We start from the raw sequence: 20,258 nt of genomic DNA, 5'->3' as shown, positions 1-20,258 counted from the left end.
TCGATGAACGTGATGTCGACAAACTCCTTTGCGAGCACAACCGGTGACGATCTTTGGTACAAGGATGCGATCATCTATCAACTCCATGTCAAAGCCTTCTCCGACAGCAATAACGATGGAATTGGCGACTTTGCCGGCCTGACGGAAAAGCTCGACTATCTGCAGGATCTGGGAGTGACCACGCTCTGGCTTCTTCCGTTCTTTCCATCCCCCGGGCGCGATGACGGGTACGATATTGGCGACTATGGAGCCATCAATCCCGATTTTGGCTCCATGAAAGATTTTCGCCGTTTCATTGCGGAGGCCAAGCGGCGTGGACTTAGGGTTATCATTGAACTCGTTATCAATCACACATCGGACCAGCACAGCTGGTTCAAGCGCGCGCGGCGCAGCCCGCCTGGCTCCAGCGCGCGAAACTGGTACGTGTGGAGCGACACGGATCAAAAATACCAAGGCACGCGGATTATCTTTACCGATACCGAAAAATCAAACTGGACATGGGACCCGGAAGCCGGCGCTTTTTACTGGCATCGCTTTTTCTCTCATCAACCCGATCTGAATTTTGACAACCCTCGCGTCGTCAGCGCTGTAGTGCAGGTCATGAAGCGCTGGCTCGACGCAGGCGTCGACGGTTTTCGGCTTGATGCAATTCCCTATCTTTGTGAACGGGAAGGTACTAACAACGAGAATCTTCCGGAGACTCATCGCGTCATAAAGACTCTGCGAGCTGAACTCGACGCCTATGCGAAGGGCAAGGTTCTGCTGGCGGAAGCCAATCAATGGCCAGAAGACGTCCAACAGTATTTCGGCAGCGGCGAAGAATGTCATATGGCATATCACTTCCCGCTGATGCCGCGCTTCTATATGGCGATCGCCCAGGAAGACCGCTTTCCGGTCACCGATATCCTGCGCCAGACACCGGAGATTCCAGAGAACTGTCAATGGGCGCTCTTCTTGCGCAATCACGACGAGCTTACGCTCGAGATGGTGACGGACGTGGAGCGTGATTACCTCTGGTCCACCTATGCCAACGATCCACGCGCCCGTATCAACGTGGGGATTCGTCGCAGGCTCGCGCCGCTCATGGACAATGACAGGCGTAAGATCGAATTGATGAACTCGCTTCTTCTCTCATTTCCGGGAACCCCGATCATCTATTATGGAGACGAGATCGGGATGGGCGATAACATCTATCTTGGCGACCGTAACGGCGTGCGCACGCCAATGCAGTGGACGCCGGATCGCAACGGTGGCTTCTCGCGGACAGATCCAGCTAGACTTTACGCACCAACGATCATGGACGCAATCTACGGCTATGAGTCCGTAAATGTCGAGGCGCAGTCCCGAAGCCTTTCATCCCTGTTAAGCTGGACCAAGCGTCTCATTTCCGTGCGGAAATCCACACTCGCGTTCGGCCGGGGAAGCATGACGTTTATCCGGCCTTCCAACAGGTCTGTCCTTGCATACGTTCGCCAGCATGGCGACGAGGCCATTCTTTGCGTGGCAAACTTGTCCCGCTCGGCGCAGGCTACAGAGCTGGACCTCGCACATTGGAAGGAGCGCGTGCCTCAGGAAATGCTAGGCAGAACGAACTTTCCACCGATCGGCGATCTCCCCTACCTCGTAACCTTGGCGCCGTATGGATTCTACTGGTTCAGACTGAATGAAAAGCCAGCTTCGGCCCCTGAGCAAGCCGTGCCGGTCCCGGAATTTGAAACGCTGGTTGTTCCGTTTGGCTCAACCTGGATGACGCTGGACCGGACGCGCCGAATTTTCGAACGGGATGTGCTTCCCGCTCACCTCGCGCGAACGCGATGGTTTCCGCAACGCTCTGCACGCGAAATATCAGCAAAAGTCATCGCGGCGTTGCCCTTCAGCAATGAAGATGCCTCGCGACCGTGGCTCACCATGTTTGAGTCCGAGCAAGGTGGAGAAATCTCCCGATACGCGATGCCTGTGCGCATTGATTGGGTCCGCTTCGACCGCGAACGATACAACCCGAAGGCTTTGGCCGCAGTCCGACAAGGCTCACGCGAGGGCACCCTCTTCGATATCGCGACAGACAAGGGATTCGTCGAGCACATCCTCGAGCTAATCCGGTCGTCAGCGACGGTGGCGAGCGAAAACATGACGTTGGAATTCCGACCCACCACGCGGCTTGGTCTGTTGCAGATATCGCCGATTGAATCGGTTCGTGCGGTTGAAACCGAACAATCCAACACCACCGCACTGGTAGATGAAACCCTTGTTGTGAAGCTTTACCGACGTCTGGAGTCTGGCGAAAATTCAGAAATTGAAATGGGCGTATTCCTGACGGATATCGCCAACTTTCCGAATACACCAGCCGTGCTCGGACACGTCAAACTCGTCGAAGAAGAGAAGCGGAGCGCGCTCGCGATCGTTCACGAATTCGTGCCTAACCAGGGGGACGGATGGTCGCTCAGCGCCGGATATCTCGACCGCTTCGTCGATGAGTTGCGCCTCCTTGATGTCGGCAACCAGAATGGCGAGAGCGAGGAATTGGTCGCCTACACGCGCTATGTATCGCAGATCGGAAAACGGGTCGCAGAAATGCAAATGGCGCTTGCAAGCCGCGATGACATTCCTTCATTCAAGCCAGAGAGGGCTGCTCCAGCAGATATCGACCTCTGGATCACCAATGTCGCGGAGCGCGCCGAGCACGTCATGGACGGATTGAACCGTTTTCGCGCGGAAACGAGCGACTCCGATCGGCAATTGATCGACGAGCTAGCAGCTCACGGATCGCGTTTGCGGCCTTTCATGAATTCTCTCCTTCGCGATAGCGAGGATGTGTTGAATATCCGGCACCATGGTGATCTGCATTTGGGGCAGCTCCTGGTTGCAAAAGACGATATCTTTATCATCGATTTTGAGGGAGAGCCGCGACGCAGCCTCGCCGAGCGCCGGCGCAAATCCCCTGCCGCGCGGGACGTTGCCGGCCTGATACGGTCAATCGACTATTCCACATCTGCCGCGTTCGAACGGGCCTTGCAGGTTGCACCCGATGACCACGGGCACATTGCAATAGGGCTTGAGCAGTGGCGGACAAACGCAATGGCTGCACTGCTTTCTGCTTACCATGACGGATTAAATGACGAACGCCTGTGGCCGTCCAATCCCGATGCAGCCTCGAGCCTGTTGAATTTCTTCCTGATTGAAAAAGTCTTTTACGAAATCGAGTATGAGCTCGCTTACAGACCGCACTGGTTACCAGTGCCGCTCAAAGGTGCGCTTCGTATCCTTACTAATCCACGCGGTGGCCTTGCATGACCCTATCTGCGGAAGCGTATGCAATTATAGAAGGGCGCCACTCGGATCCCTTCAGGTATCTCGGCGCTCACACTGAGGGTGACAGGAGAATCGTGCGGGCTTTTCTTCCGAACGCTACCCGCGTGGAGGCCGTCTCGGAAAATGGCGATTTTGTCGCTCTCGACAAGATTCACGAAGCCGGACTTTTCACGGGCCCAGCTCCTCGCGGGGCCAAGCATTACAAGCTTCGGGCAAAGTTCAGCGGCGCCAGCAACGCAGTCGAACTTTATGACCCCTACTCATTCCCGGCCATTCTGACCGACTTCGATCTATATCTTCTTGGCGAAGGAACGCATCAGCGGCTTTTCGATAAGCTCGGAGCGCATGTACTCAACCTCGATGGGGTGCAAGGCGTTGCCTTCGTAGTGTTCGCGCCGAGTGCACAACGCGTCAGCGTGGTGGGCGATTTCAATTTCTGGGACTACCGTCGGCACGCCATGCGCGTGCGAGGTACCGGATACTGGGAAATCTTTGTGCCGGGTGCGAAAGCAGGTGAACGGTACAAATTTGATATCGTCGGCCCTCAGGGTCAGGCGATACCCTTGAAGGCAGACCCCCTCGCTTTCGCAAGCGAACTGCGGCCGAGCACAGCGTCCATCATACTTGGCGAGCCGAGTTTTCGGCCCGCCCCCCTGCCGTCAAGCCAAGCGAATGCACTGAATGCGCCGATGTCAATTTATGAGGTCCATCTCGGATCTTGGCATCGAACACCGGACAACCGGTGGCTAACCTACCGTGAACTGGCCGAGGTTTTGCCTCGTTACGTAAAGGATCTGGGGTTCACGCATATTGAGTTTCTGCCCGTCAGTGAGCACCCGTTCGATGGATCGTGGGGGTATCAACCCACGGGCCTATTCGCGCCAACGAGCCGGTTCGGAAGTCCCGAGGATTTTGCGGCTTTGGTGGAGGCCTGTCACGAGGAAGAACTCGCGGTGCTCCTTGATTGGGTGCCGGGTCATTTTCCAGATGATCCACACGGTCTCGCTCAATTTGATGGAACAGCACTGTACGAGCATGCCAATCCGCTGCAGGGCCGGCATCTCGATTGGGGAACGCTGATTTACAACTACGGCCGGACTGAAGTTGTGAACTTTCTGGTGGCCAACGCTCTGTTCTGGCTTGAGCGATACGGTATCGATGGTCTGCGTGTCGATGCCGTAGCATCAATGCTTTATCTCGATTACAGCCGTCCTGCGGGTGGATGGATTCCAAACAAGTATGGCGGACGCGAAAATGTTGAAGCGATCGAATTTCTCAGGCGCTTCAATAAGGACGTGTTCGCTAAATTTCCGAACGCCACCACGGCCGCGGAGGAATCAACCGCTTGGCCGCAAGTATCTCGGCCTGTCGAACTTGGCGGTTTAGGCTTTGGCTATAAGTGGAATATGGGCTGGATGCACGATACCCTGAACTACATCAGCAAGAACCCTATCCATCGCAAACATCACCACGACCAGATCCGGTTTGGTCTGCATTATGCGTTCTCAGAGAACTTCATCCTTCCGCTTTCTCACGACGAGGTCGTGCATGGCAAAGGATCGATTTTAGCCCGCATGCCCGGAGACGATTGGCAGCGCTTCGCGAATTTGCGGGTCTATTTCTCGTTCATGTTCGCTCACCCTGGGAAAAAGCTGATGTTCATGGGATCTGAATTCGGGCAAGAGCGTGAATGGGACCACGATCATTCACTGGATTGGCATCTGCTAGATCAGCCCCGCCACCGAGGAATCCAGAGCGTTGTTCGCGATCTAAACAGGTTGCACCGCTCGCTGCCCGCCTTGCACGAGCTCGACTGTGATCCCGCCGGGTTCGAATGGGTCATAAACGATGATGCCGACAGCAATGTTTTTGCCTGGATCCGCAAAGGCAACGCTGCGCGAGACAGGTGCCTCATCGTGCTGAATTTCTCACCAAACGTATACAGGACCTATGAAGTGAAGGTCCCCTTCCCCGGAAAGTGGCGGGAAGTGTTCAACTCCGATTCCGTACATTACGGCGGCACGAACGTTGGAAACGTCGGCGAGATTCACACGTCAACAGAACCCATTCCACATCTCAGACTGACAATTCCACCACTCGCAGCGATATATTTGGTACCGAGTCTGTAATGCGCTTATCAACAGGGACCAACAGCCGGCTGGGAGCTACTTGGGACGGGCGAGGGACAAATTTCGCACTGTTCTCAGCGAACGCGCAAAAAGTCGAACTCTGCCTTTTCGATAGCCAAGGAAGGCGTGAAGTAGAGAGGATCGAACTGCCGGAGCGGAACGAAGATGTATGGCACGGCTATCTTAACGACGTCTCACCGGGGCAACTGTACGGCTACCGTGTTTATGGTCCTTATGAGCCGGATCACGGGCATCGCTTCAATCCTCACAAGCTCCTGCTCGATCCTTATGCCAAACGCCTTGCGAACCGTCTTGTCTGGAGTGACGCGCACTTCGGTTACCGAGCCGGCAGTTCGCGAGAGGATCTGTCCTTTGATCGCCGTGATAATGCCCGGGGGATGGTCAAGGCAGTTGTGGTCGACGAGACTTTCAATTGGGGCCGGCGTGAAAACCGCCCCAATGTCGCGTGGCAGGACACCATCATCTACGAGGCGCATGTAAAAGGGCTTACCCAGACCCGGCAGGACATCCCACCAAATCTGCGAGGTTCTTTCCGCGGACTATCGTCACCTGCCATGATCGAGCACCTAAGCCGTCTCGGTGTCACAACAGTCGAACTATTGCCCATACATGGCTTCATCGATGATCGTCATCTCGTGGAGAAGAAACTTTCTAACTACTGGGGTTACAATTCGATCGCGTTCTTCGCGCCCGAGCTGCGGTACGCGCCGGACAATACGCTCGATGTTTTACGAACAACGGTGGCAAGGCTGCATGACGCTGGAATCGAAGTCATGCTCGACGTGGTCTATAATCACACGGCCGAAGGCAACCACATGGGGCCGACCTTATCCTTTCGCGGTATCGACAACGCGTCCTACTACTGGCTGATGCCGGAAAAGCCGCGCTATTACGACGACTTCACTGGATGTGGAAATTCTCTGAACTTAGCACATCCGCGCGTACTGCAGCTTGTCATGGATTCCCTGCGTTACTGGGTTGAGGTTTGCCATATCGATGGCTTCCGGTTTGATCTTGCAAGCACTCTCGCGCGCGGGGCCAATGGCTTCGACCGCGGAAGTTCCTTTCTCACAGCAGTTCGCCAAGATCCGGTTCTCGCTTCCGTGAAACTAGTAGCAGAACCATGGGACGTTGGTCTCGGGGGCTACCAAGTCGGTGCCTTCCCTTCTCAATGGTCGGAGTGGAATGATCGCTATCGGTCGACACTGCGCCGCTATTGGTCCGGAGAAGGCAATCTGATTGGCGATGTGAGCCGCCGAATGACTGGATCGTCAGATCTATTTGATTACGATGGCCGAACGCCCCGCGCGAGCGTCAATCATGTGACGGTCCACGATGGTTTCACATTGCTGGATTTGTTTAGCTATAACGAAAAGCACAATGACGCCAACGGCGAGGACAATCGCGATGGCTCCAATGACAACAACAGCACAAACTGCGGCCACGAAGGTCCCACGGATGACGCCGAAATAGTTTCACTCAGACTTCGGCTTCGAAAAAATCAACTTGCCTGTCTGTTTCTCGCACAGGGCGTGCCGCTGTTGCTCGCCGGTGATGAAGTTGGCAACAGCCAGAATGGCAATAACAATGCGTATTGCCAGGATAACGAGATTGGTTGGGTCAGTTGGGACGGTCTTGGGAATGATAAAAACGATCTCGTTGATTTTGTCGGCAAACTTACGGCACTGCGAAGCCGCTTTCCGCAGATCAAAGCACAGCGATGGGTCGACGGCAGGAGAGCAGATGGATCCTACGGCGTTTTATGGCTGACGCCCCGAGGCGAGGAGATGTCGGAAGACGACTGGAATTTCCCGGAAGGAAGGTTTCTCGCTTATATACTTAGCCCTACGGCGGAAGGGGTTGCCGCGGCTTTCATCGTCCTGAACGCGGCCCCGGAGGCGATCCAGTTTACGCTGCCTCCAATGCCGGAATACAAGCGATGGGAGTGCGTGCTCGATACGGCGGTCGAGGGACCAAAGGATGCAAACTTCCATTCCCCAGGTGAATCCGTGGAGGCGCCGCCCCGCTCGGTACTTGTATTCGCGGGGTCAATATGACCGGGCATCGGTTCAGTGCCGAGCCAAGCGGCGATGGCGTAACATTCAATTTATGGGCGCCAGCGGCCGATACGGTTGACGTCGTCATAAGAGAACGCGCGACTGCAATGGATCGTTCAGATCATGGCTGGTTTCGTCTGCACGTCCAAGAGGCCGGACCTGGCACACTATATCATTTCCGCATCGACAACGAAGTCGATGTTCCGGATCCTGCGTCCCGTTTCCAGCCGACGGACATGGCCGGTCCCAGCGAAGTTATCGATCATTGCAGTTACAAGTGGAGATCTCGAGAATGGCGCGGACGGCCCTGGGCGGAGGCTGTTTTTCTGGAGTGCCACGTCGGCACGTTTACTAACCAAGGGACATATCTGGCGATGATCGACAAACTCGATCATTTGGCGGCGACGGGTATAACGGCGCTTGAGTTGATGCCGATCGCGGACTTTCCTGGCAGATGGAATTGGGGTTACGACGGGGTCCTTTGGTATGCACCGGACAGCACCTATGGGCGTCCGGACGATCTGAAGACCCTAATTGACGAAGCGCATCTGCGGGGACTGATGGTGTTTCTGGATGTGGTTTATAACCACTTCGGTCCAGAAGGTAATTATCTGAGCCGATACGCCCCTACATTTTTTTCCAGCTCCCAGACGCCATGGGGAAACGCGATAGATTATCGCCAACGGGAAGTCCGTCAGTTTGCAATTGAAAATGCACTGCATTGGATCAAAGATTATCGCTTTGATGGCCTTCGCCTTGATGCAGTCCACGCGCTTACTGAGCCCGGCGAGCCGCATCTCCTCAACTCGCTGAGCAGCGCGGTTGGCGACTTTGCCAAGATGAATGGGCGGCATGTTCATCTTGTTCTTGAAAACGATGACAACATCGCTGGGCTGCTGAACCCTTCGACCGACCCTCCGCGCGGCCAATACCGCGCGCAATGGAACGATGATTATCACCACGGATGGCACGTTCTGGTGACGGGCGAAACCCACGGATACTACAGTGACTATCTTGAGCCCGAGAAAGCCTTGATCCGGAGCCTCGGATCGGGTTTTGCATATCAAGGAGAAGCCTCAGTTCATCGAAACGGTGTTCCACGCGGCGAGTCCAGCGGTCACCTTTCACCGCTCGCTTTTGTAAATTTCCTTCAGAATCACGATCAAATTGGGAATCGCGCATTGGGCGATCGCCTCGGAATGGGGGCCAATCCGCGAACCATTGAGGCCGCGCTTGCAATTACGCTTCTTTGTCCCATGCCACCGCTGATGTTTATGGGCGAGGAATGGGGAGCTACTTCCCCATTTCCGTTCTTTTGCGATTTTTCAGGCGATCTGGCGGACGCTGTTCGAAGAGGACGTCGCGAAGAATTCCAGGCGGCCTATGAGCAATCCGGGGATGAGATACCCGACCCGTTGGACGAGACGACATTCAAGTCGGCGCGCCTCGACTGGTCTTTAGCGACAAAGCCCGCTGGGAAAGATCGTTTGCAACTCGTTCGCAGACTTCTAGCCGTGCGCCATGCCGAAGTTATTCCTCATCTTGCCCACTGCCAGTTCGACCATGCAAGTATCAATCAACATTTGCTCGTAGCGCAGTGGAGGCTTGGGGGCGGCAAGCTGCTATGCCTTACCGCTAACCTGTCTGACGAGGTGATCGCGTCTCCTACATCGATAACTGGACGAACGATTTGGGGGAAAATAGAGCAGCGCAGGTTGCTTCCCTGGAATGTCGTCTGGTGGGTGCGAGGCTGACAAAATGGTCCGGCCTATTCCCCTTGCGACGTATCGTCTGCAACTTACCTCGAGGTTCGGCTTCGACGAGGCTGCTGAGGTCGTACCCTATCTGAAGGAGCTCGGCATCACGCATGTTTATGCTTCACCGTTCATGCGGGCACGCAAGGGCAGCACTCACGGATATGACATTATCGATCACAACGTGCTCAACCCCGAGCTTGGCGGCGCTGAGGGATTCGAGCGGTTAAGTGATGCACTGAAGGCGAGCGACCTCGGTCTCATTCTTGATTTTGTTCCAAATCATATGGGTGTTCATTTTGCTGACAATCCATGGTGGCTGGATGTGCTCGAATGGGGCAAGGCATCGCCCTATGCTCCCTTTTTCGATATCGAGTGGGACACCCCCTCCTACCGTGGAAAAGGCGGGATCCTTGTGCCTATCCTGGGAACGTCTTATGGCGAAGCTCTCGAGAGTGGCCAGATCGAGCTTCGTTTTGATCCCGACGGAAGTTTTTCCGCTTGGTACTTCGAGCATCGTCTCCCGATTGCCCCGCAACGATACAGCGAAATCCTGCGGACAATCGTGGCAGCAGCCGGCGTCAACAAAACCGCAACTGGCGACAGGATCCATGAAATTGCGAGTCTTTATGCCGGGCTCCGGCGTCCGGACAGGTCGGAAGCCCCCGTCCTAAAAAGGCAGCTGCTTGAAACTGCGGATATTCGATCCGTTATCGATCGAGGGCTGGATGCTTATCGCGCGGGTGCGCAATCATCCTCCGCCACCCAAGCATTGCACTCCCTGCTTGAGAGACAGCACTACAAACTTGCCCATTGGCGGTTGGCGACCAGTGACATCAACTACCGGCGCTTTTTCGATGTCAACAGTCTCGCCGGGCTTCGCGTGGAGGATAACGCCACCTTCGACAGCATTCATGGTCTGACCAAACGTCTCATTTCCGCCGGTCAATTGCAGGGACTGAGGATTGATCACATTGATGGCCTGCGGGATCCTGCGCAGTACTGCCGACGATTGGCACGCCTGATTGCGCAGGCGCGGGGTCATTCATTTGACCCATTCTATCTGCTGATCGAGAAAATCCTTGGAGAGGATGAGATTCTACCTCCTTTCGAAGGGGTTCACGGTACGACCGGATACGAATGGCTGAACGCCATCACGCAAGTCTTGCTGGACACGCCAGGCCTGGAAACACTCGACGAGGTCTGGCGTCAGGCAAGCAATATCCCTCCGAACCTCGCACCGATCCTCGAAAGCTCGAAACGCCGAGTGCTGGAGACCTTGCTGGCAAGTGAGTTCACCGTTTTGTCACGCCTGCTGGTGCGAATTGCCGGTGGTCATTATTCAACACGAGACTTTTCTGCGGATAGCTTGCGCCAGGCATTCGAATTGTATGTCGTGAACTTTCCAGTTTACCGCACGTACATGACGTCCGCTGGCCCCTCGTCTGCCGACCGCGCGCTGATATCGAAAACAATCGAAAAGGCGCGGGCCCGCTGGTTCAGCGCCGATGAAGGCATTTTCGATTTTTTGCGCGATGTTCTCACAATGGACCTCGCAAAAACCGGACGCCGCGCGCCCGGCAAACCACGCATTCGCCGCTTTGCGCTCAAGGTGCAGCAGTTCACCGGGCCAATGATGGCCAAATCTCTTGAGGATACGGCTTTCTACAGATTTCACCGTCTTCTTGCTCTTAACGAGGTGGGAGGGAATGCCGGGAGCTCTGGTATGCCAATCGCATCATTTCATTCGCTGATGATCGAAAGGTCAAATTCGTCACCTCATGGCATGAACACAACCGCCACCCACGACACCAAGCGAGGCGAAGATGCGCGGGCGCGTCTTCTCGCACTGCCGGAGCTTGCGAGCGAATGGGCCGGTCTTGTCGGTCGCTGGAAGGAGTTGAATGCCCGCTATATCACTCACCAGGAGGGTTCCCGCAGCCCTTCGGTTGCGTTTGAGTACATGCTTTACCAGGCTTTGATTGGCGCGTGGCCGGAGAAAGTGGATGCGGACTTCACAAAGCGCATGCAGACATACGCCGTGAAAGCGGCCCGTGAAGCCAAACTCGAGACGAGCTGGCTCAATCCAAATGAACCCTATGAGCGGAACCTCGAATCCTTTATTGCGGCAATCCTCGATGCGACTCGTTCCAGCGCCTTTCTCGACTCATTTGAATCGTTCAGTAACAGGGCATCCCTTGTTGGTGCCTTGAACAGCCTTAGCCAGATTACACTCAAGACGATGATGCCGGGCGTACCGGATTTTTATCAGGGCACCGAGCTTTGGGAGACCTCGCTTGTCGATCCCGACAATCGGCGCCACGTCGATTTCAACGCGCGTCGATCCGCCTTGGAAGCGACGCATCTGCCCGACTGGAAAAATCTGACGGCGAACTGGCGAGATGGCCGACTTAAGATGGCATGGACCCGGCAACTTTTAAGGCTGCGCGCCCGCTTGCCCGACCTCTTCACACGGGGGGGCTATATGGCAGTACCGGTCGAGGGCCCCGACAAGGATCACGTTCTCGCGTTTGCGCGCTGTTTGGACGACCATGCGGTGATCGTCGCAGTAGGTCGGAAATTTGCAGGTATCACTGAGCAAGGAACAGTATGGCCGAGGCGTACGTTCGACGCAGCATTAAATCTGAGCGGGTATGAAATTGATTCCTCAATGACCGCACTGGAAAATGGCCGACTGTCGATCTCCGAATTATTTGCCCATTTCCCCGCAGCTACTGTGAACGCAACCGTGCTGCGACCAGGCAATGGACGGAAAAAGGCCGCCCGGGAGCATGGCCGGACGGCCTAGCGGGCGTTGTGCCGATTCGAGATCGGTTCCCTCCTACCGCAGGAGCTAGGCTAGGATTATGAGGCCGTGGCGTGCAACCTCCGGCTTACTTACTGCCCGTTTATCAACAGAACGCGGTATTGCTGAGCAGCATTCGACGCTTCACGACGACCTTGGGACGGCAGACAAACCATTCCGGTTCCAGATGCACGGTGTTCGGCCGGCGTGCGCTCCGTGCTGATAGCATGATGCTGGCGCATACCACATCAAGGGACGTCGACTATGAAGCCTCCCCTTCCAATGCGATACTTGCCAAGCACAACTTAATTGCGGGAATCGCCGGAAGAGCGATGTTAACGGGTCCGTTGAAGCCGCAGCATCGTCTTCCCTTTCGAATAACGGGCATATGAATGCATTACAGCGAGCAATTTCCGGAGGATGTCGTAGCAGATATCAAGAGCGCTCTGCTGTCAAAAATTGTTTTGATGGCTGGAAAGGATGCCAATCGAGCGACAAAACGCGACTGGTATCATGCGACTGCTCTCACGCTCCGTGATCGTATTGTTCATCACTGGCTTCAATCCAATCAGGCCTCCCACAGCGGTGGCGAAAAACATGTCTATTATCTCTCGCTCGAATTTTTGATTGGAAGATTGCTCACAGACTCATTAAGCAATTTGGCTCTTACCGCGCCCTTTCGACTAGCGCTGGAAGACTTCGGAATCGACTTCGATGAGTTGCGGGAAATAGAACCTGATGCCGCGCTCGGCAATGGTGGCTTGGGGCGGCTCGCAGCCTGCTTCATGGAGAGCATGGCGACGCTCAGTATTCCCGCTCAGGGTTATGGAATCCGATACGAGCATGGCCTCTTTCGTCAGATCATATCGAAGGGACGGCAGGAGGAATTTCCTGAACAATGGCTGCTCTCCGGCAACCCCTGGGAATTCGAACGGCCTGAATGTACCTACCGGGTTTCCTATGGCGGCCACATCGAGCGCAAAAGCGCAAATGGATTCGGTCAGGTCATCTGGATTCCTGAGGAAACCATCGAAGCTGTTGCTTACGATACACCGATCGTTGGATGGGGAAGCCACCACGTCAATGCGCTGCGTCTTTGGTCGGCGAGAGCCGTAGATCCCTTGAACCTGAATGTTTTCAACAGCGGAGATCATCTCGGAGCGATGTCGGAGATGGCGCGTGCGCAGGCCATCTCCAAATTCCTGTATCCCAGCGATGAGTCGCCCTCAGGCCGCGAGTTGAGACTTCGACAGGAGTATTTCTTCGTCTCGGCGTCGCTTCAAAATATCATTGATTATCAGTTGCAAGGCGACGGCGATCTGAGAAATCTTGCCTCCAATGCAGCTGTACAATTGAACGATACCCATCCCAGTCTCGCAATTCCCGAACTGATGCGGCTTTTGATGGACGACCACAGAATCGGTTGGGACGAAGCCTGGCAGATCACCAACAAGACGATCTCGTATACCAATCATACCCTGCTCCCAGAGGCACTTGAAACCTGGCCAATCGAATTATTTCAGCGGCTGCTACCGCGGCATCTCGATATTATTTACCGCGTCAACGAGGAAAATCTTGCCGCGGCGGAACGCCACGCGCCAGGCGATATTCGGTTTCGGGCCTCAGCGTCCCTGATAGAAGAGACGGGCGGTCGTCGTATCCGCATGGGCCATCTCGCCTTTGTCGGTTCGCATAAGATCAACGGCGTTTCCGCCATGCATAGTGAATTGATGCGTGAGACGGTATTTGCTGATCTCAACAGTCTTTATCCCGGTCGTATCACGAATAAAACCAATGGAATTACGTTCAGGCGCTGGCTCCATCAGTGCAATCCCAGGCTTGTCAGCTTATTGCGTGAGGCCTGCGGCTCGGCCGTTTTGCATGATCCGGCGCATTTGAAGGAGCTAGAGAAACTCGCCGACGACCGGGAGTTTCAGCGCCGTTTTATGGCAGCTAAACTTTCCAACAAGGTCGCACTCGCCGACATCATAGCTAACCGGTTAGGGGAACGCGTTGATCCGTCCGCGATGTTTGACGTGCAGATCAAACGAATCCACGAATACAAACGCCAACTTCTGAACGCCCTTGAAGCGGTCGCACTGTATCTTGCAATCAAGGCAGAGCCTGACCGCGGCTGGACACCACGCGTCAAAATCTTCGCCGGCAAGGCAGCCGCCAGCTATCAGCAAGCAAAACTAGTCATCAAATTCATCAACGACATAGCAGCAACGATTAATAGCGATCATGATGTTCGCGATGTTCTCAAGGTTGTATTTGTTCCAAACTACAATGTTAGCACAGCCGAGATCATTATCCCGGCGAGCGACCTCTCCGAGCAGATTTCGACAGCAGGAATGGAAGCTTCTGGCACCGGCAATATGAAGCTCGCCCTGAACGGCGCGCTAACCATTGGCACGTTTGACGGGGCCAACATTGAAATCGGCGATCACGTTGGCGCCGATAATATCTTCGTCTTTGGCCTCCGTGCGGATCAGGTCGTGCAGCGGCGCGCGCAGGGATTGGATTCGGAACACGAGATCGCCAGGTCAGCTGAACTTCGAGGCGTCATCGACGCAATTGATCGGGGTCTATTTTCGCCAGATGATCCTTCGCGGTTTGCTCCTATTACGCACAGCCTGCGCTATCTCGACCACTACCTCGTGGCAGCGGACTTCGACGATTATTACCGGACCCAGCGCATGGTCGACAACCAATGGCAAACGCCGGGCTGGGCCCGCTCGAGCATTCTCAACGTCTCTCGCATGGCCTGGTTTTCGTCGGACCGCACGATCGCCGAGTACGCTCAGGACATCTGGGATGTGCCTGTAATGCGGTGATGCGTTTAGTTCTGGAACTACAAACCTGCACGGTACGGAACAAACTCAAGTTCGAGTCCGTTAACAGTCGGGACGTTGGGCCGATTACCGTCGAAGGCAGCGCTCGTGAAGCCGAAGGACCCAGACTATTCACCGCTTGAACAGTATTCAGACGGCCTCGATGAGGAGCGAGACTATATACTCAAATGTCCGCGGTGCGGTCACTGGTTTGATAGCCGCGATCCTCCCTCTCTGATCGGGCACATCGGCCCTCTCCCACATAAGAACGAAACCAACTAACGCTGCCGCAAAGCTGCGAGCGAGAACGATCTGAACAGGAGATTCTGCGCTGAATAGTATGACCACAAGGAGTGAGTATGAGAGCGGGCGCGCTCCGCCTGCCTCCCCGTTGCTTAGCCTGCGATCCACTCGCGCGACATAGCCCTGTGGTTCGTTCGTTGGTCTAAAAACGAGCCGACTTGAAAGGTCTGATTTGATGCACCGATTCACGATCGTTAAGTGCGAAACTGGTTACATCGTGCGAAGCGAAGGCGAAAACATCCTTCAGTGCAAGACAAGAAAAGACGCTCAACGGATCGCCTCCGAAGCCGGCAAACTTATCGCGCGGCCGAAAAGCTTACTCAGTGCGTGCCGGGAAGCCACAACCGATCGCAGGTAGGCGTCGGCTGATTAGCCGCAATCACTCAGCAGTTCGGCAACGGTCGCCAGTTCCATCCTGCGTTCACATCCGTGGATAGCGGCTTCGAGGACGGGAACCGCACATGCACGAACTCGTTTCATCCGCCGAGCATGCACCTTATCGAACTGCTTTTGCCAATTCAGGACAATCACGGGACGCCGTTTCCGCGCGGCCTCTTCCGTGCCATTCAGGAGCACCTGACCGAAACTTTTGGCGGAGCGACAGCCTTTACCCGCGCTCCCGCCGAGGGAACCACGAGTGGAAACGGGGAAATCGAGGAAGACCAGATTATCGTTTTCGAGGTGATGACGGAGGAACTGGGTCGGACTTGGTGGAGGAACTATCGCTGCCAGCTCGAACAGACTTTTAGGTAGCGGCGGATCGTTATCCGGACCCACCACGTGGAAGTGCTCTGACTTCGAACCCCCTTTCGAGGTCGAGCGGGGAACACGATGAAAGTTAGAGTGTTCTATGCGCACCATGGGAGGATTTTCAAATGAAGCGTCTTGTCGTCGCAATCGCTTGCCTTTGCCTGGCAGCCTCAACAGCTTCCGCACAGTCTGTCGGTGAAAAAACAGGTATAAACTCAACACTTGGGATCAGCCCTCGCACGCCCGATTTCGTCAAGCAGGTCGCCGTAAGCGACATTTTTGAAATCGCGTCCAGCAAGATGGCGCAGGAAAAGGGCGCCCCTTCGGACAAAACGTTTGCCGCGCAGATGGTGACAGATCATACCAAGACCAGCAACGAGTTGAAGGCTCTCATCAGTTCTGGGAAAGTAGAAGCCCAAATTCCCTCCGGCTTGGATAATTCCCACCAAGCAAAGTTGGATAAGCTTAAGAGCCTGAGTGGGGCGGACTTTTCATCCAGCTTCCGATCAATGCAGGTGGATGCCCACAAGGACGCCGTTGATTTGTTTGAGCGGTATGCCAAGAGCGGAGACAATTCTGATCTGCAGAAGTGGGCGCAAAATACGCTCCCCGCTTTAAAGCATCATCTGGAGATGGCGCAGGGTTTGGAGAAGCAGAGCGCGAAGTAAGATCGTGTCACATAACTTCGAATCGGCGGCCCTCATGGCGTTCGGTACGTTCACAGCGTATGCAGCATTGATGAGAGTTCGCCTCCGCACTCCCTTGGAAGCTCTCGCCTATTCCGAGGCATTGCCGGCAATCACACAAGCGCGCCCACACTGGCAGGCAGCAATAACGGCTATGCGTAATGCCAACGACACCGAAGCCCTATTAGACAATGCTCGGGATTCATTTCGTCGGGCGCTGAGCTTGGATGGCCTCTTGGTGGATTGGTCCGAAAAAGGTGATTGGCTTTAGTCACTGCGGCCGCGACACCGAATAGAGTGGCAACGGGGGAAGGGCTGAATGGAAGCCTACCGCCTTTGAGGGGCCTGTCACATGGGTAGTCTCTGCAGTCGCAGCAGTTCTCACGATAACCGAGTTCTTTAGCCGAACTTGGGGATTTCTGTGTCACCAAGTTTGTAATGTTAAGACCGCAAAGCCCGCCACAAGCCATATGAAATCGAGGACCAAGCTATGAGGCCCGATACTAAAGAGGTAGTAGGTCGCATTGCAAACAGGAAAACGCATATCCCGAACGCCGCCAACCCTATGCCTGCGATAGCCGCGCCGTTCGAATCGAGAGCAGCTGCAAGTTTACCTCGACGCTCGCCCGTCAATCCCTTCTCGGCTTTCCTGCGTTGCTCATGCCGCTCGACCAATGAGACGCTCGCACAGAAAACTGCAGGGAAAGCAAGGAATAACCCTCCATATTCGGGTCCGAAAACGTCCGCTACAACACCGGCTAGCATCGTTGCGATTCCGCCAAGCAGAAAGCGGACCACATATTCATACCAGCGTCCCTCCTTGAGAGCGGCGACTTTGACCCTTTCGATCATAGGCGTACCGGGAAAAGCGTGAGAAGTGACAGGGATATAATGAGCCAGATGGGAAAGGAGATAAGGCTCGCGGACAGAGCGGATAGTCGCGTACGCACCAGCAGATAGCACACCATGGTGCTGTAAAAACTAAGCGCGACACTTCCAAAGATCATCGAGCGGCCTTCGATGGACGCGTAAGCCGGCTCCCTGTTAGCGAACGTAATCGAGAGGGTGACTAGAGCAACAGCCGGTGACGCCGAAAGAAGTCCTGCAAGACTTTTTGGCCGAATAATATCTGCCAACATCGCGAAAACAGACACAACCACGCCGCCGGCGAGAAAACGGACCAGATACTCCACTTTTCTGCTCCTTTTTTTAAGCTCTTGGGAAACCAGCCGCGTTTATCCGAGTTCCATCAGAAATCGGGAGAACTACCGGGATGGGACTTTTGCAGATAAAGCCCACGGATTTGGACCGGAGCATCGCCGAGTCTGTGGCTAAATATACAAATCCAGACATCGAAGCCGCCGCGCGGTTTTTGACCTGGGGCGCTGATGAACACCTTTTGTTGTTGGCGGCGGGCGTTGCTTGGCTGGCTACAAGGACTTCGACTTCGTTACCCCACCAAAAGCTCGGTTCGCACCTTCTGGTTACCAGCATCGTGGCGTCTATACTTCCCCACGTTCTTAAAGCTGGCATCGATCAGAAACGGCCTGACCGCCAGTCCTCTGAAGCACAAAGACATGGTGTTCACTTTTCCGGGCGAGCGAATGATGCTTTTCCCTCGGGACACGCGATCCATATGGGAGCGGCTGCGGGCGCGGCAACCCTGCTTCCTCCAAGGAAGCGTGACGCGGTGTGGCTCGTCGCGGGTCTTCTCTCGGCAACACGCATCGCGATTCTCGCTCACTGGGCATCAGATGTTGTGGTCGGCTTCGCCGTCGGAGCGGGAGTGGAACGCCTGATTCGCAGAATGACGAAGCCGATGCATTTGAGCGTCGAAGGCGAGCAGGATGGGAAAGCTGCGGGATAAAATCACTGAGCAAAGCATTCACCTTTGCATCGACATGCAGCGAATGTTCGGGGCAGATGGTCCTTGGGCCGCGCCTTGGGTCGAGCGCATTCTGACGCCCGTTTCTCGAGTGGCGTCGCATTCGCCAAGACGAACCGTCTTTACGCGGTTTATTCCAGCTAGGTCCGCGGAAGAAGCGCCCGGTATGTGGGCGAGATATTACAGAAAATGGGAAGCGGTCACGCTTGAGCGACTAAACCCGGAAATGCTGGAACTTATCCCTCCGCTACAGAGGCTCACGCCGCCGGCGGAAAAATTCGACCGTACCACCTACTCGGCATTTGCTGATGGACGGCTCCACAATTGGCTTAGAGGGCGCGGGGTTACCACCCTCATCATCTCGGGCGCAGAGACCGACGTTTGCGTGCTAGCAACCGTCCTCGCTGCAGTTGATCTAGGGTATCGGACGATCGTGGTACGCGATGCCTTGGCGAGTTCAGCCGACCAAACTCATGACTCGCTGCTCTCTCTTTACGATAGTCGCTTCGACATCCAGATCGAACTTACTGAAGTGGCGGAACTTAGGGAAGCCTGGCGCCCGCCCGATTAGCCGCCGCAACTGCTTCGATTTCTAACGCTACCGACGGTCATCGGGCAAGTCGAGCGGCTCCAGCGGTCGCGGGGCGGTGAAAAGACGCTCAGAAGTCCAGCGCATGACCTCTTCGTGTCAGCCGATCGGGAAGATCGGCAGCGGTGTACGCTTTGAAGCGCATCTCTCGTTCTGCGAGGCGCTCGGTGCCACCCGTTCATGTCCTCAAAGGAATAGACATAGGTGGGACACCCGCTAGGAACAGAGTGCCCGTGATTGATCCGATACCCGCTGTAAAGCTTCCGCAGAAACGGCTGGGCGTTTTGCCGCTGCAGCTGACATAGAATTGCAGGCTCTTTCAAAAAGCCTGATCGGTAGCAGCTGGCGTCAGCCCGCAAAGGGGCTGCTGATGCATTCCATAAACGCTCATTACGCGAATTTCAGCTGTGTTTTCCTGCACAGAGGTTTTTCCAAAGGTCGCTGAATTTTGAATCGTATTCATCGGCTTTAAATACAAGCGCGTTAATTTCGGAAATCATGACGAACCGTTTCATACCGCTGTAGCCTCCGAAGCCATTCTTGCCGTTAACCGCCCCGCACACCACGGTCACCTCCTTTCCTTTGTATTTTCGGTCAGTATACCCAACGCAAAGCTCAACTCCTTTTGTTGATGCTGAGATTAACTTTGATCTGCGTACGGCTGTGCCGTGGGAGGGCAAGCCCAAACAGCAACCCGTGTGGGCGGAAGCAGCGTTCCAAGCCTTCAAGAGGAGCCGGGGCACCAACTATCAAATACAAGTCGGTGTCAGATTTCCGTATGCTCACTGTAAAGAGCTTGCGCGACCGGATTCACTGAATCTCATAGAAAGAGCTTTGCTGGCCTGCGAACCCTTCGCTGCCTCAGGCAAGTAACCGGCCGGACCGCTGCATAACCTGTCCGCTAATCTGCACTTGGCAAGCGCTTCATGGTGAACTCTATCTCACCGCCCGGTAGCTCTCGCCACGTTTCTACAACGCTCATGTAAGCCTCTTTGGGGTAACGCCCGAAGAACTCCTTTGCTTTGGCGCGCGCCTCCCACCTTCTCAGAGTAAAAGTCTCACGAACAAAGCCGTCATTGCGCTGCTGGCGCATTCGATTGGCAAGGTCGCGTGGCGTCTTCATGAGGCGCTAGCC

The 20,258-nt window shown here is 55.1% G+C and carries 14 protein-coding genes; 10 read left to right on the top strand and 4 right to left on the bottom strand.

Features of this window, described 5'->3' with window-relative positions:
* Positions 1-3 precede the first annotated feature (3 nt).
* The 8 genes from treS (at position 4) to AC1RM7_RS00200 (ending at position 16,631) form a co-directional block, all read left to right on the top strand.
* Entirely contained in the window at positions 4-3,291 is a 3,288-nt protein-coding gene (gene treS / locus AC1RM7_RS00235) for a maltose alpha-D-glucosyltransferase (protein ID WP_492838194.1), read from the top strand.
* The gene (gene glgB / locus AC1RM7_RS00230; protein ID WP_024576567.1) at positions 3,288-5,438 is read left to right on the top strand and encodes a 1,4-alpha-glucan branching protein GlgB; all 2,151 of its coding nucleotides are present in this window, start codon (positions 3,288-3,290) and stop codon (positions 5,436-5,438) included. The genes treS and glgB overlap by 4 nt, the downstream gene beginning before the upstream one ends.
* Positions 5,438-7,516 (top strand): glycogen debranching protein GlgX, encoded by a 2,079-nt coding sequence (glgX, locus tag AC1RM7_RS00225; RefSeq protein ID WP_492838191.1) that lies wholly within the window; start codon positions 5,438-5,440, stop codon positions 7,514-7,516. Before glgB ends, glgX begins: the two co-directional genes overlap by 1 nt.
* On the top strand, positions 7,513-9,270 hold the full coding sequence (treZ, locus tag AC1RM7_RS00220; protein ID WP_492838189.1) for a malto-oligosyltrehalose trehalohydrolase: 1,758 nt from the start codon (positions 7,513-7,515) through the stop codon (positions 9,268-9,270). The genes glgX and treZ overlap by 4 nt, the downstream gene beginning before the upstream one ends.
* A gap of 4 nt (positions 9,271-9,274) precedes the next feature.
* Positions 9,275-12,079: a malto-oligosyltrehalose synthase gene (gene treY, locus AC1RM7_RS00215; protein ID WP_492838187.1), complete on the top strand. Its 2,805-nt coding sequence runs from the start codon at positions 9,275-9,277 to the stop codon at positions 12,077-12,079.
* 389 nt (positions 12,080-12,468) lie between these two features.
* On the top strand, positions 12,469-14,913 hold the full coding sequence (locus AC1RM7_RS00210) for a glycogen/starch/alpha-glucan phosphorylase (protein ID WP_492838185.1): 2,445 nt from the start codon (positions 12,469-12,471) through the stop codon (positions 14,911-14,913).
* 789 nt (positions 14,914-15,702) lie between these two features.
* Positions 15,703-15,966, top strand: a complete 264-nt coding sequence (locus AC1RM7_RS00205; protein ID WP_492943865.1) for a hypothetical protein — start codon at positions 15,703-15,705, stop codon at positions 15,964-15,966.
* A gap of 122 nt (positions 15,967-16,088) precedes the next feature.
* The gene (locus AC1RM7_RS00200) at positions 16,089-16,631 is read left to right on the top strand and encodes a DUF4142 domain-containing protein (RefSeq protein WP_492838181.1); all 543 of its coding nucleotides are present in this window, start codon (positions 16,089-16,091) and stop codon (positions 16,629-16,631) included.
* A gap of 459 nt (positions 16,632-17,090) precedes the next feature.
* Here AC1RM7_RS00200 and AC1RM7_RS00195 read toward each other — a convergent pair whose 3' ends face one another.
* Positions 17,091-17,414, bottom strand: coding sequence for a hypothetical protein (locus AC1RM7_RS00195; protein ID WP_492838760.1), 324 nt, complete (start codon positions 17,412-17,414; stop codon positions 17,091-17,093).
* Between the two features lie 83 nt (positions 17,415-17,497).
* Complete coding sequence (locus tag AC1RM7_RS00190) at positions 17,498-17,842, bottom strand: DUF3147 family protein (RefSeq protein ID WP_492838179.1); 345 nt, start codon at positions 17,840-17,842, stop codon at positions 17,498-17,500.
* An 80-nt stretch (positions 17,843-17,922) separates the two neighbouring features.
* Here AC1RM7_RS00190 and AC1RM7_RS00185 point away from each other — a divergent pair, with 80 nt between their 5' ends.
* Together AC1RM7_RS00185 and AC1RM7_RS00180 are read left to right on the top strand one after the other, a co-directional pair.
* Positions 17,923-18,516, top strand: coding sequence for a phosphatase PAP2 family protein (locus AC1RM7_RS00185; RefSeq protein ID WP_492838177.1), 594 nt, complete (start codon positions 17,923-17,925; stop codon positions 18,514-18,516).
* Positions 18,497-19,105, top strand: a complete 609-nt coding sequence (locus AC1RM7_RS00180) for a cysteine hydrolase family protein (RefSeq protein ID WP_006019266.1) — start codon at positions 18,497-18,499, stop codon at positions 19,103-19,105. Before AC1RM7_RS00185 ends, AC1RM7_RS00180 begins: the two co-directional genes overlap by 20 nt.
* A gap of 419 nt (positions 19,106-19,524) precedes the next feature.
* Here AC1RM7_RS00180 and AC1RM7_RS00175 read toward each other — a convergent pair whose 3' ends face one another.
* Both AC1RM7_RS00175 and AC1RM7_RS00170 read right to left on the bottom strand, forming a co-directional pair.
* The gene (locus AC1RM7_RS00175; RefSeq protein WP_492838175.1) at positions 19,525-19,695 is read right to left on the bottom strand and encodes a hypothetical protein; all 171 of its coding nucleotides are present in this window, start codon (positions 19,693-19,695) and stop codon (positions 19,525-19,527) included.
* A 329-nt stretch (positions 19,696-20,024) separates the two neighbouring features.
* The gene (locus AC1RM7_RS00170; RefSeq protein ID WP_492838173.1) at positions 20,025-20,246 is read right to left on the bottom strand and encodes a hypothetical protein; all 222 of its coding nucleotides are present in this window, start codon (positions 20,244-20,246) and stop codon (positions 20,025-20,027) included.
* Positions 20,247-20,258 lie beyond the last annotated feature (12 nt).

The organism is Afipia sp. GW822-FHT03D08 (assembly GCF_058801645.1).
Note: the sequence above shows the minus strand (reverse complement) of the source record. Positions and strands in the feature narration are given on the sequence as shown.